This window comes from Acidovorax bellezanensis (assembly GCF_025421555.1).
Lineage (GTDB): Bacteria > Pseudomonadota > Gammaproteobacteria > Burkholderiales > Burkholderiaceae_C > Comamonas > Comamonas bellezanensis.
Window position 1 is genome coordinate 580055 of record NZ_JAODYH010000001.1, and the last position, 13572, is coordinate 593626.

Below are 13572 nucleotides of genomic sequence, written 5' to 3' on the forward strand. Positions count from 1 at the left end.
AGTTTCTGAGGCCAGAGGCGGTGCCTGCACCATGTTCACCAGCCCCAGAAGCCCGCCCAGACCAGGCCGGCTTCGGGGGTGAACTGCTCATTGGCCGCCCAGGCCTGAACGACTTCGGGGGCCAGCAGTGCAAAGCCCTGGACTTCGCCGTCCTGGTTGTCCGGTGCCACGCCGTCGGGCACGGTCACCACATACCAGTGGATGCGCTCGTGGATGTAGCCGCAGCCATCGCCTTCGTCGCTGGGCTGGGCCAGCTCGAAGAATCCCCCGTAGCGCAGATCCTCCAGGGCCGCCAGGCGCAGGCCGGCCTCTTCCCAGGTCTCGCGCGCGAGCGCGGTGTCCGGGCTGTCGCCGGCCGAGACCATGCCGCCCATCAGCGTGTCCCAGCGGTTGGGAAACATCGCCTTGTCGGCCGCACGCTGCTGCACCCAGAGCCGTCCATCCGGCGCGACACCGACCAGGTGCACGGCCTCGGTGGGAACGCCGAGCACGCGCACCGCGCCACGCTCCACGGTCGCAATGCACTCGCCTTCGGGGTTGCGCACCGCCAGTTGTTCATTGCGCCACGGGCCGCAGCGCCCGTCAGCGCGCAACACCTGCGCCAGCCGATTCAGCGCCAGCGTGGCACTGTCGCCGGCTTCGGCTTGCAGCCACCAGCTGGCATCGCGCTGCACGACATCGATGCCCATCGCCTGCAGATTGTCCAGGCCCAGATCGAGCAGCAGCCCGCGCTGCACCGACCCGACGGCCTGGCCGGCGACGTACAGCACTTCGCGCGGCTGCAGCGGCGGCGCGCAAGCGATGGCGCGGGAACGCGCGACCCAGTCAGGAACGGATGCCGTATTCATAAGGTGAGAATGGTCGAGCCCGTGGTCTTGCGCGCTTCCAGGTCGCGGTGGGCCTGCTGCACGTCACGCAGCGCATAGCGCTGGGCGATATGGATCTTGACGGCGCCGCTTTGCACCACGGCGAACAAGTCGTCGGCCATGGCCTGGCAGGATTCGCGCGTGGCGATGTGGTTGTAGACCGTCTGGCGCGTGACGTAGAGCGAGCGCGCCGCCAGCAGCGAAGGCGCGAACGCCGGCACCGGGCCCGACGCATTGCCAAAACAGACCAGCAGGCCAAAAGTGCGCAGGCATTTGAGCGAGCCTTCCCAGGTGTCCTTGCCCACCGAGTCGTAGACGACTTTCACGCCCTGGCCTTGCGTGATCTCATGGACCCGTGCGGCAAAGTCCTCGCGCCGGTAGTTGATCGCATGGGCTGCGCCATTGTCCAGCGCCAGCTGGCATTTCTCGTCGCTGCCGGCGGTGGCGATCAGGCGCAGGCCCAATGCCTTGGCCCATTGGCAGGCAATCAGGCCGACGCCGCCAGCCGCGGCGTGAAACAGCACGAAGTCCCCCGCCTCCAGCCCTTCCACCGGGCGCGATTTCTTGAGCAGGTATTGCGCCGTCAAGCCCTTGAGCATCATCGCCGCGCCGGTCTCGAAACTGATGTCGTCGGGCAGGCGGCATACGCGGTCGGCCGGCATGACCCGGACTTCGCAATACGCGCCCGGGGGATTGCTGGTGTAGGCCGCGCGGTCGCCGACCTGCAGGTGCTGCACGCCAGGCCCCACGGCTTCGATCACGCCGGCCGCCTCCATGCCCAGGTTCAAAGGCATGGGCAGAGGGTAGAGACCGCTGCGCTGGTAGACATCGAGAAAATTCAGCCCCACCGCCTTGTGCCGGATGCGCACTTCGCCGGCGCCGGGTGCGCCGACGGCGACTTCGACCAGCTGCATCTGCTCGGGACCGCCGGGCTGCGCAATTTGTACCGCCATGTTCATTGCATCGTCTCCTGGAAAAAATCGACTGAAAGACCAGCCTGCATCCTGCCATGGAACCGGCCGTCAGCTGCGCACCACCGACGCCTTCAGCAAGGCATCGAACGCAGCGATGGGCAGGGGCGGGCTGAACAGATAGCCCTGGAAAAACTCGCAGCCATAGGCCGCCAGCAGGTCCTTTTGCACCGGCGTCTCCACCCCTTCGGCGATCACGTCCAGCCCCAGGTTGCGGGCCATGCCGATGATGGTCTGCACGATCACGCCATCGGTGTGCTGCGTGCCCAGATGGCGCACGAACGACTGATCGATCTTGAGCTGCTGCAGCGGCAACTGCGTCAGATAGGTCAGCGACGAGTGGCCGGTGCCAAAGTCGTCCATGGAAAAATGCACGCCCTGGGCGCGCAGCAGTTGCATCTTGGCGATCGCGCCCTGCACATCCTCGATCACCAGCGACTCCGTCAGCTCGAGCTTGAGCAGATGCGGCTGCACGCCCGTGGCCTGCACCACGTCCATCACCTGCGGCACAAAGTCGGCCTGGCGGAACTGGCGCGCGCTGACATTCACCGCCAGCTGCAACTGTTGCAGGCGCGGATCGCGCTGCCACAGCGCCAGCTGCTCGCAGGCCGCGCGAATCACCCACTGGCCCAGCGGCACGATGATTTCACAGGCTTCGGCGACCGCGATGAACTCGCCTGGCGATACCAGGCCGTGCTCGGGGCGCTGCCAGCGCAGCAGCGCTTCGGCGCCCAGCACTTCGCCTTGCAGCGTGTACTGGGGCTGGTAATACAGGCAGAACTGCTGCTCGGCCAAGGCCACGCGCAGATCCGCTTCCAGATCCACGCGCTGCTGGATCTTCTGCTGCATCTCGGGATCGAAGAAGCACAGGCCGTGGCCATTGCGCGCCTTGATCTGGTACATCGCGATATCGGCCTGCTTGAGCAGCTCGATCGGCGGCTGGACCTGCGGGCCATACAGCGTGGCCCCTATGCTGCAGGCGCTGCGGTGCACATAGCCGCCCAGGCCATAGGGCTGGCTCAACTGGCGCAGTATCTTCTCGCCGACATGCCGCGCCCAGGCGGCCGCCTCGCTGCGGTCCGACGACAGGCGGGTCAGCATGACCACGAATTCGTCTCCACCCAGGCGGGCCACCGTATCCGAAGAGCGCAGCACGCTCTGCAGCCGCTGTGCCACCTGCTGCAGCAGCAGGTCGCCGACCTCATGGCCCTGGGTATCGTTGAGCATCTTGAACTGGTCCAGGTCCAGGAACAGCAAGGCCCCCACCCAGCCTTCGCGCGCGGCCAGTGCCGTGGCCTGGCCCAGCCGGTCCAGCAGCAGGCGGCGGTTGGGCAGGCCTGTCAGCGGATCGTAGAAGGCCAGGTTTTCAATTTCGGCGCTGGCTTCGCGCATCTCCGTCACATCGTGGCAGGTGATCACCCAGCCACCGTCGCGCGTGACACGGGCGGACATCTGCACCCAGCGGCCCGTGGGCAGCTTTTGCTCCAGCGGATGCTCCGGATAGTCCAGCAGATGCCGGTACACGCGCTGGTCCTGCGGACCATACTCTGCAGCGCTCATTCCCGCGCCGCCATCGGCCTGGAACAGGCTTTCCCATGCAACGCCCGGTATCAAGGCGCTGCACTGCCAGGGGAACATTTCCTCATAGCGGCGATTCCACTGCACCACGCACCGCTGGCTGTCGAGCAGCAAAAAGCCGCTGACCATGCTGTCCAGCGCCTGGTCGAGCGTGGCCTGCGCCTGGCTCACCTGCCGCTGCGCCGCCTGCAGACGCCGCAAATGTCTTTGCACCAGCAAACCGACTCCGCCCAGCAGCAGTGCAAACAGCAGCACGCCGCCGGCCAGCCAGGCACAGGCCTGGTACCAGTCCTGGTAGACCGCCGTCATCGGCAGGCTGGCCGTGATCCACAAACTCCCATGGGCCAGCGGATGGGACACGACCATCGCCGGGACCTGGCTCACGCGCGCGGGGGCGAGGAGCACGCCGGGCGCCGGCCTTGGCGCCGCCCCGCGTGTGGCGAGGGCACGCTCGGGAATGCTCAACAGGGTTTCACCGCTGCCGCGCTCCAGCGTGATTTCCAGTCCATCCAGGTTTCCGCCCTGCTGAAGCACCGCGCTGACCGCAGTCCAGGGCACTTCGGCCACCAATGACCAGCCCCGGTCGGTCGCATAGCTGCGCAAGACCTGGCCCACATACAGGCGGCGCCCGCCGGGTCCTGGCGCCAGCTCGGCCCAGTCGGCGGCCACGCTGGCATTCCTGCGCGCGGCCAGGTCCTGCAACCAGCTGGGCGGGAAGCGACTGTTCTGTCGCTCGGCACGCAACAAATGGCCGGCCGCCACCAAGACCTGCCCCCGGTCATCGACGATGAACAGCGAACGCACCATGGCGTTTTGCTGCATGGCGCTTTCCAGCACTTCGGCCACGGAAAGCCTCTCGCGGCGGGTGTTGTCTTCGCTATGGGTCAGTGCCAGCAACTCATCGCTGGAAGTCAGCAGACTGCTGATGGACGAAAAACTGCGATTGGCCGCGACTTCCGCGCCGAGCACAAAGCGCTTGAGCCGCATCTCGGCGTCCTCGGCCGTGGCCTGGCGCAAAGCGCTGGCCAGCCATACCGCGGCCACGCAGATCAGCCCCAGCAGCAGGCCTACCAGCGCCCAGGCCGTCTGACGCAGCCGTGAAGACGGCAGGCCGGCCAGGGGGCTGGTTTGCTTCATGCGGCCGCCTCCCGCTTGCGGCCAGCAATGCTCGCCGCCCGCTGCCTGCACACAGCCTGTTCACGGTGAGGTCCGCAAGAGGCCATGTGCCTGCTCTCAGAAGCTGCCCGGGTACAGGCCGCCGTCCACCAGCACGTTCTGTCCGGTCATGTAACCGGAGTGCACGCTGCACAGGAAAGCGCAGATGGCACCGAACTCCTGCGGGTTGCCGAAGCGGCGCACCGGCACCTGGCTCTGCTGGCTTTCACGCACGGCATCCAGGTCCTTGCCCGTCTTGGTCGCTGCCACCTGCAAGGTGGTCTTCAGGCGATCGGTGTCGAACTTGCCGGGCAGCAGGTTGTTGATGGTCACGCCCTTGCCGGCAATCGCGCTGCGCGCCACGCCAGCGACAAAACCGGTCAATCCGCTGCGCGCGCCGTTGGACAGGCCCAGGATATCGATCGGTGCCTTCACGGCGCTCGACGTGATGTTCACGATGCGGCCGAAACCACGTGCCGACATGCCGTCGACCGTGGCCTTGATCAGCTCGATGGGCGTGAGCATGTTCGCATCCACGGCCTTGAGCCAGGCGTCGCGGTCCCAGTCGCGGAAATCGCCAGGCGGCGGGCCGCCGGCATTGGTCACCACGATGTCGAAGTCAACGCCCGGGCCGCCGGCCACAGCCAGCACGGCCGCACGGCCTTCGGGCGTGGTGATGTCCGCCGCGGCCGCGATCACTTTGCCTGCACCGGGCAGGGCCGCGAGGCGCTGGGCCGCTTCGGCCAGCACTTCGGGGTTGCGCGCGTTGATCACCAGATTCACACCTTCGGCCGCCAGCGCCTGCGCGCAGCCATAGCCCAGACCCTTGCTCGCGCCACACACCAGCGCCCACTTGCCTGCAATACCTAAATCCATGAAAACCTCCGTCTGCGATGGGAAAACCGGGGCCAGCCCCGGCGGAAAAATGTCTCAGGCTCGGGCGTGGAACAGACGGTGGTGCAGCCTGCGCAGCGACCACCATACGCCCAGCGCCACCACCGGAATCGCCACTGCCGCCGAAGATTCGGGCGACCAGGGCCAGCCGATTTTCTGCGCGCCTTTGGCCAGGTAACTGACCAATCCGACAATATAGTAAGTGATGGCCGCCACCGACAGGCCTTCGACGGTCGACTGCAGCTGCAGTTGCATGCCCTGGCGGTGGTTCATGGTGCCCAGCAAGGCCTGGCTGCTTTGCTGCTGCTCGATTTCCACCCGGGTGCGCAGCAGGTGGCTGACCCGCGAAACACGTTCCGACAGCGCATTTTGCCGTCGCGTGGCCCATTCGCAAGTGCTGCGCGCGGGCGAAAGCCGGCGATCCATGAACTCCTGGATGGTCTGCAGGCCTGGCAGGCGCGACTCGTTGATGTCCTTGATGCGCCGGTCGACCAGTTCGAAATATGCCAGGCTGGCCGAAAAACGCGAGTGCGTGGCGGCGTATTCGCTTTCCACCTGGGCGGCCAGACGGGTCAGGCGATCGAGCAGCAAAGGCTCGCTGTCACGGTCGGCCAGGCGGATGGCCTGGGCCAGTTCGGCGAGGTCGCGCTCGGCCGTGGCCAGCACGGCCGCCGCATGGCGCGCGGCCGGCAGGCCCAGCAGCGCGGCCATGCGGTAGGTTTCGATTTCCAGCAGGCGCTGCACCAGCCGGCCCAGGCGCCGCGGCGACAGCTGCTCGCCGGCAAACACCAGCATGCGCGAGCAGCCGTCGGCATGGATGGAAAAGTCGGTGAACAGCTGGGCGTTCGCATCGGCCACGCCACTGGCCACGACGTTTTCCTCGTGCAGCATGTGGCGCACCAGGCGCTGGCTGTCCACCGTGTCGGCATTCAAGGCCCACAGGTGCAGGCTGCTCAGGCACTGACCGGGCAAGGCAGCCAGCCACTCCTGCGGTACCTTGCCCAGGGCGGTGCGCGGCGCGCGCGCATCCAGGCCGGACGCGGGGTCCAGCGCGATGGTGAAGGTCCATGAAACGAATTCAGTGTGCAGTTCCCAGCGCAGGCGAAAAGCGCCGAGGTCGCAGCGCAGATGGGTAATGCTGTCATCGGGCTGGGACTGGTGGTGGTCGCGCAGCAGCCGCGCCACATGGGCCCGGCTGGCTTCGCGCTGCGCGGCATCGGCCAGCATCACGATCTGGGTGATGGCCAGCGGGGCGGCCATCACTTCGGCCGGGCGCGCATGGATTTCATTGTGCAGCTGCACCCGCTGGGGGTGCTGTGCAAAGGGGGTCGGAGCAAGCATGCAAACCTCGTTGTACGAGGTGTGTATTGTGGCCTGTCCAGCCCCGGCCAGCGCTTAAAAGGCTTCCCAGTCGTCGCTGCCGGCCCGGGCCGGCGCAGGTGCCGCTGGCGTAGGCTTGGCCACGGGCAATGCCGGGGCGGCGCTCGCCTTCGCCGGCGTCGCACGTGGAGACTGCACGCGCGCTGCCTTGCCTGCGGGCGCGAGCGCCGGAGCAGGCCGGGTCACCGACGTCTGGCCGACCTTGAAAACCGCCACCACGTCGGCCAGGCGTTGTGCCTGCTCGCTCATGGCCGTGGCCGCAGCGCTCGACTCTTCCACCAGGGCCGCGTTTTGCTGCGTCATCTGGTCGAGATTGGTCACCGCCTGGTTGACCTGGTGAATACCGTCGCGCTGCTCGCCAGCCGAGGCCGTGATTTCGCTGATCAGGTCGCTGACACGGCGCACGCTGTGCACGATGTCGTCCATGCTGCGGCCGGCTTCGCTGACCTGGGCCGATCCCGCCTGGACATTCTCCACGCTGGTATCGATCAGGCCCTTGATTTCCTTGGCGGCTTCGGCGCTGCGCTGCGCGAGGCTGCGCACTTCGCTGGCCACCACGGCAAAGCCCCGGCCCTGCTCGCCCGCGCGCGCCGCTTCCACGGCGGCGTTCAGCGCCAGGATATTGGTCTGGAAAGCAATGCCGTCGATCACGCCGATGATGTCGGCGATCTTGCGGCTGCTGTCGGTGATCTGCTGCATGCTGGCCACCACGGAATTGACCACGGTGCCGCCGCGTTCGGCGGCTTCGGCGGCCGTGGCGGCCAACTGGTTGGCTTCGCGGGCCGTGTCGGCCGACTGGGTGACCGTGGCAGCGAGCTCTTCCACGCTGGCCGCGGTTTCTTCCAGGTTGGCCGCGGTCTGCTCGGTGCGCGCCGACAGATCCTGGTTGCCGGTGGCAATCTGGCCCGCGGCCGAAGACACCGATTCCACGCCCGTGCGCACTTCGCCCACGACGCTGCGCAAGCGCTCCGCCATGCCGCCCATGGCGTCGAGCAGCTCGCCAAATTCGTCCTTGCGGTCATGGCGCACGGTCGCCGTGAGATCGCCGGCGCTCAACTGGCGGGCCAGATCCACCGACTGGCGCAAAGGCTGGACAATGGAACGCACCAGCATCGCGGCCAGCACCATGGCGACGGCGACCACCAGCAGGGAGATGGCCAAGCCCACCAGCGCGGTGTTGCGGCTGTCCGCGTCGGCTTCGGCAATGCTCGCATCGCGCTGCGATTCCTGCAGCGTGACAAAGGCTGCCAGCGCTTCGCGGTAGGCATTGGCCTTGGGCAGAAAGTCATTGAACGCGAAATCGCGGCGGGCCGTATAGGCATCCGAAGCCCGCACATCGGCTAGTTGCTCCAGCACCTTGTCCATGTCCGCGCGCGCGGCATCCACCTTGTCGAGCGCAAGCTTGTCCTGCGGCGTGCTCAGTACCTGCTGGATCTGCTGCTTGACCTGGGCGGCTTCGGTGACGCTGAGCTTCACACGCTCGGTGAACAGCTTTTCGATGTGCTCTTCATTGGTGGCAACGCTGGCCAGCGTGCGCTCGATGTAGTCGCCCATCACGCCGCTCCACTGCACGGCGCGCCGGATCTGGGCTTCGTACACGCTGACGTCCTGCAAGGCCTGGTGCATGGCGCTGTTCATGCGCGACTGGGTCAGCAGGCTGGCGGCCAGCATCAGGGCCAGCATGCCCAACAGGGTGGCCCATAGCTTGGACGCTACGCGGATATGGTTCATCTTCATGGTGTTCTCGTCTTTCGTCTCACGCGCGCTGCGCATCAGGCAGCACCACGCAACCGGCCCCAGGCCAGTGCAGACGTCGAAGACAAGGAAGTCGCCCACCCCAGGCGCTGGCATGCCAGCAGGGGGAGCCCCGCGCACGGGAGCCGCAGCGCACACAGCGCCCCGCCTTCCATTCGTTTTGCAGCCTCGCAATCGTGGCCTCTGGAATGCAGGCGGTAGACCGATGGCTTTGCGACTCCGCCTTTCGAACGGGTGTGCCTTTGTCAAAACGAAAATTCTAGGGGTAATCACTGATTCCCCGGACGCCACGCGCAATGCCCCAGGCATGCGCAGAGGCATCATTCGTAACTCTTGACACTTTTTGAAACAACCTGGGTAAATCTGGTGGCTGATGCGGAATGCACTGGATTTCTTGGCAGGTCGCCTTGGGGCTGGGGCGGTTTCAGGGCAAAAAAAACGGCACCCGAGGGTGCCGTTTTTGGATGCTGTTCCACGTTCCGTCAGGAGCGTGGAGCCAGGTCACATCGTCATTCTTCGACGAATGCTTCCTCGCGGCGGTTCTTCACCGCAGGCATCAACACGATGACCAGCAGCAACACGGCAGCGATCAGGAAACCAGCGGAGATGGGACGGGTCACAAACACGCTCCAGTCACCACGCGACAGCAGCAGAGCGCGACGCAGGTTTTCTTCCATCATTGGACCCAGGATGAAGCCCAGCAGCAGCGGTGCGGGTTCGGTGCCCAGCTTGTGGAACACATAGCCGACGAAACCGAAGATACCAACCATCCACACGTCGAACTCGCTGTTCTTCGTGCCGTACACACCGATCGCGCAGAACAGCACGATGGCGGGGAACAGCCAGCGGTAAGGAACCGTCAGCAGCTTGATCCAGATACCGATCAACGGCAGGTTCAAGATGATCAGCATCAGGTTGCCCAGCCACATCGAAGCGATCAGGCCCCAGAACAGTTCCGGGTTGCTCGTCATCACCTGGGGACCAGGCTGGATGTTGTGGATCGTCATCGCGCCCACCATCAGCGCCATCACGGCGTTCGGGGGGATGCCCAGCGTCAGCAGGGGAATGAACGAAGTCTGCGAACCGGCGTTGTTGGCCGACTCAGGAGCACACACGCCACGGATGTTGCCTTGACCGAAAGGAACTTCGCCCGGCTTGAGCTTGGTCTTCTTTTCGATGGTGTAGGCAGCAAAAGCCGACAGCATGGCACCGCCACCAGGCAAGATGCCCAGTGCCGAACCCAGGATGGTGCCGCGAATCATGGCGGGCCACATGCGCTTGAAGTCTTCCTTCGTAGGCATCAGACCCGTCACCTTGGCGGTGAACACTTCGCGTTCGTCTTCTGGCTTGGACAGGTTGGCAATGATTTCGCCGTAACCGAACACACCCATGGCGATCACGACAAAGTCGATACCGTCGGTCAGTTCAGGAATGTCGAAGCTGTAACGTGCCACGCCGGAGTTCACGTCGGTGCCGACCATGCCGAACAGCAGACCCAGCACGATCATGGCGATTGCCTTGAGCAGCGAACCCGAAGCCAGCACCACAGCGCCGATCAGGCCCAGGGTCATCAGCGAGAAGTATTCAGCAGGGCCGAACTTGAAGGCGACTTCCGTCAGTGGAGGAGCGAACGCAGCCAGAATGATCGTGCCCACGCAACCAGCGAAGAACGAACCGATACCAGCCGCGGCGAGTGCAGGACCCGCTCGGCCTTTTCGCGCCATCTGATAGCCGTCGATCACCGTCACCACCGAGGAGGATTCTCCAGGCAGGTTCACCAGAATCGCAGTCGTCGAGCCGCCGTACTGGGCGCCGTAGTAAATACCGGCCAGCATGATCAGCGCCGCCACCGGAGGCAGGGCGTAGGTCGCAGGCAGCAGCATGGCGATGGTCGCCACTGGGCCGATGCCCGGCAAGATGCCGATAAGAGTGCCCAACAAACAGCCGATGAAGCAGTAAATCAGGTTTTGGAAGGTAAAGGCAACGCCGAAGCCGAGTGCCAGATTGTCAAGAAGTTCCACGAACGATGCTCCCTTAACCCGTGATGAAGCTAGGCCACACGGGGAACTGCAAATTCAGCGCCCAGACGAAAGCCACATAGCTGCCCACTGCCAAACAGGTTGCCAGGATGGCCACTTCCTTCACATTGAAGGTGTAGCCCGCCAGGCTGGCAATGAACACCAGGCCGTAGATCGCAACGATCAGACCGAACTGCGGAATGCCCAAGGCAGGAACACCCACCAGCAAGACGCCGAAAGCGAAGTTGGCAGCCAGGATGAAGAAGACTTGCTTCCAGGCCCACTTGCCGATCTTGTCGCCATCAGGCGTTTCCACGATCAGACCCTTGGCGCCGATTGCGATGCCCAGAATGGACATCAGCACGCCAAGAATCATCGGGAAATAACCAGGACCCATGCGGGCACCCGTACCAATGTTGTAGTCAATCGCACCGATCGCAAAAGCGAGGCCGATGGCCAAGAACATCAGCCCGGAAAAAAAGTCTTTTTGACTCTTGATTTTCACAAAAATGTCTCCTAGACGGAAATCACGATGGCGCGATTGTGCAGCCTCAATAGTTGTGTCCGGATGTGGATTCCACCTACAAAGGCGATTCCTTACGGCCTACCTTCCGACCCTAGAAATCGGGCTACAGCCCGCATGCAGCCTGGGTTTCGGAAATTTCAGCAGGCCTTTTCGCGCAGACCATCAAGGGTTTTCACTGAGCGAGCGTAGGCGTGCCGGCGACGACTTCGGACAGCGTAGTCATGCCTTCGGCCACGCGCAGCGCACCGGCCAGGCGCAGCGGGCGCATGCCGTCGGCCACGGCCTGGCGGCGCAGGTCGTCGATGGAGGGCGCGACATGGATGCGCTCCTTGAGCGCTTCGCTGACGGTGAGCAGCTCGTACAGGCCCGTGCGGCCACGAAATCCCGTCATGCGGCAGTCCGTGCAGCCCACGGGCTGGAAGGGGCGGTAGCCGCCGTTGAGCTTCCAGGGTTTGACGGCTTCGACCAGGCTTTCCGCGCCCGCCTGGTCATCGGGCTGCTTGCACTGTGCGCACAGCGTGCGCACCAGCCGCTGGGCCAGAACGCCCAGCAAGGTGGCGTTGATCAGATAAGAGGGCACGCCCAGCTCCATCAGGCGACTCACCGCGCTGGGCGCGTCGTTGGTGTGCAGCGTGGAGAACACCAGATGGCCCGTGAGGGCCGCCTGCACCGCCATTTCGGCCGTCGCCAGGTCGCGGATTTCGCCGACCATGATGATGTCCGGGTCCTGGCGCATCAGGGCCCGCAGGCCTTCGGTGAAGCCGAAATCGAGCTGCGTCTGGACCTGGGTCTGGTTGAAGCTGGGCTCTATCATTTCTATGGGGTCTTCCACCGTGCTGACGTTCACGGCTTCGGTGGCGATGCGCTTGAGCGTGGCGTACAGCGTGGTGGTCTTGCCCGAGCCCGTCGGGCCCGTCACCAGGATGATGCCGTGGGGGCTGCGCACCAGGGACTCCCAACGCTGGGCGTCGTGCGGCGAGAAGCCCAGAGCCGCCAGGTCCTTGACCGCATTGTCGGGATCGAAGATCCGCATCACCATTTTTTCGCCGAAGGCCGTGGGCAAGGTCGACAGCCGCATTTCCACTTCATCGCCGCGTGGATTGCGGGTCTTGATACGGCCGTCCTGGGGGCGGCGCTTCTCCATCACATCGATGCGTCCCAGCAGCTTGATCCGCGCCACCATGGCATTGAGCACGCCCATGGGCAGGTGGTAGACCGGGTGCAGCACGCCGTCGATGCGAAAGCGGATCACGCCCTGCTCGCGCCGGGGCTCCAGATGGATGTCGCTGGCGCGCTGGTCGAACGCGTACTGCCACAGCCAGTCCACCACCTTGACCACGCCCTGGTCGTTGGCATCGAGCTGCTTGTTGGCATTGCCCAGCTCCACCAGCTGTTCGAAGCTGACGGTGCTGGCTGCGCCGCCACTTTTTTGCGCCGCGCGCACCGACTTGGCCAGCGCGAAGAACTCGACCGTCAAACGCTTGATTTCCAGCGGGTTGGCCATCACCCGGCGCACCTTGCGCCTTGCCTGGCGCTGCACTTCGGCCACCCAGTCATCGACCAGGGGCTCGGCCGTGGCCACCACCACTTCCTCGGCCGTGACCTGCACCGGCAGCACCTTGTGGCGCTCGGCGTAGCTCGCGCTCATGGTTTCAGCCACCCGGCCGGCATCGACGCGCAGCGGATCGATGCGCAGATAGGCCAGGCCGCAGCGCTGCGCCACGTACTGCGTCAGCGCTTCGACATCCAGCGGCGGCGCGCCATCGGCACGCTCCATGGCCACATGGGCCAGCCGCACCAGCGGGTGCAGACTGCTTTCGGCCTGCGAGCAGCGCAGTACCGTGCGCTCGGCCTCTTCAGCCGAGATCACGCCGTCGGCCTGCAGCCACTGGACGATGCGGCGCCACTGCAGCGGCCCGGTTTCAGGCGGCGTGGCGCCTGCCTGGGCCTTGGCGTTTGCGGGGGAAGAAAGCGAAGAGGAGGACATGGGGCAGCCAGGATGTTCCACGGCGCCGGGGACAGTCCGCCGGCGCCTGGCCTCCCACTGTAAACGCAGCCGCGCCTGCGCGCGACGCTGTCAGGCGAAGGTATCGACCTGCGAACCCAGGGTCGTCGCCGCCCGGGCGCGCTCGCCCGTGGCCGGCTCGACCGGCGCGGGAGGCTCGGAGCGCATCTTTTGCTCCTGCGCTTGCTGCTGTGCGCGCTGCAAGGCACCGATCTGGGCCTGCACCGCCATCATTTGCGCCTGCAGCAGTTCCTGCTGCATCTTCTTGGTTTTGGCATCCACATCGGACGTGGCCAGCGACTTGAGCTTCTGCGTCAAGGATTTGAGCTGCGTCTGCAGTTGCGCTATCTGGCTGGCCGTGTCGCGAGCACTGCTGGCCGGCATGGAAGAAGAAGAGGAGACTTGCATGCTCAGCATTGTGCCC

Annotated in this window: 10 protein-coding genes and 1 riboswitch; all 10 genes read right to left on the reverse strand. The window is 65.2% G+C overall.

Annotated elements, in window-relative coordinates; translation table 11 throughout:
- Nucleotides 1-35: 35 nt before the first annotated feature.
- Nucleotides 36-848 carry an NUDIX hydrolase gene (locus N0K08_RS02615; RefSeq protein WP_261498424.1) on the reverse strand — a complete coding sequence of 271 codons (813 nt, stop codon included), beginning with the start codon at nucleotides 846-848 and terminating at the stop codon, nucleotides 36-38.
- A complete protein-coding gene (locus N0K08_RS02620) occupies nucleotides 845-1825 on the reverse strand; it encodes a quinone oxidoreductase family protein (protein WP_261498425.1) in 981 nt (326 codons plus the stop codon). The genes N0K08_RS02615 and N0K08_RS02620 overlap by 4 nt, the downstream gene beginning before the upstream one ends.
- Nucleotides 1826-1888: 63 nt before the next feature.
- Nucleotides 1889-4552, reverse strand: a complete 2664-nt coding sequence (locus N0K08_RS02625) for a putative bifunctional diguanylate cyclase/phosphodiesterase (protein ID WP_261498426.1) — start codon at nucleotides 4550-4552, stop codon at nucleotides 1889-1891.
- 96 nt (nucleotides 4553-4648) lie between these two features.
- Nucleotides 4649-5446 (reverse strand): SDR family oxidoreductase, encoded by a 798-nt coding sequence (locus N0K08_RS02630; protein WP_261498427.1) that lies wholly within the window; start codon nucleotides 5444-5446, stop codon nucleotides 4649-4651.
- A 54-nt stretch (nucleotides 5447-5500) separates the two neighbouring features.
- A complete protein-coding gene (locus tag N0K08_RS02635; RefSeq protein ID WP_261498428.1) occupies nucleotides 5501-6805 on the reverse strand; it encodes a DUF3422 family protein in 1305 nt (434 codons plus the stop codon).
- A gap of 54 nt (nucleotides 6806-6859) precedes the next feature.
- Nucleotides 6860-8581 (reverse strand): methyl-accepting chemotaxis protein, encoded by a 1722-nt coding sequence (locus tag N0K08_RS02640; RefSeq protein ID WP_261498429.1) that lies wholly within the window; start codon nucleotides 8579-8581, stop codon nucleotides 6860-6862.
- A 176-nt stretch (nucleotides 8582-8757) separates the two neighbouring features.
- Nucleotides 8758-8850: riboswitch (cyclic di-GMP riboswitch) on the reverse strand.
- 258 nt (nucleotides 8851-9108) lie between these two features.
- On the reverse strand, nucleotides 9109-10620 hold the full coding sequence (locus N0K08_RS02645; protein WP_261498430.1) for a tripartite tricarboxylate transporter permease: 1512 nt from the start codon (nucleotides 10618-10620) through the stop codon (nucleotides 9109-9111).
- A 13-nt stretch (nucleotides 10621-10633) separates the two neighbouring features.
- A complete protein-coding gene (locus N0K08_RS02650; RefSeq protein WP_261498431.1) occupies nucleotides 10634-11122 on the reverse strand; it encodes a tripartite tricarboxylate transporter TctB family protein in 489 nt (162 codons plus the stop codon).
- 193 nt (nucleotides 11123-11315) lie between these two features.
- The gene (locus tag N0K08_RS02655) at nucleotides 11316-13130 is read right to left on the reverse strand and encodes a GspE/PulE family protein (RefSeq protein WP_261498432.1); all 1815 of its coding nucleotides are present in this window, start codon (nucleotides 13128-13130) and stop codon (nucleotides 11316-11318) included.
- A 90-nt stretch (nucleotides 13131-13220) separates the two neighbouring features.
- A complete protein-coding gene (locus N0K08_RS02660) occupies nucleotides 13221-13556 on the reverse strand; it encodes a FlxA-like family protein (protein ID WP_261498433.1) in 336 nt (111 codons plus the stop codon).
- Nucleotides 13557-13572: the final 16 nt, after the last annotated feature.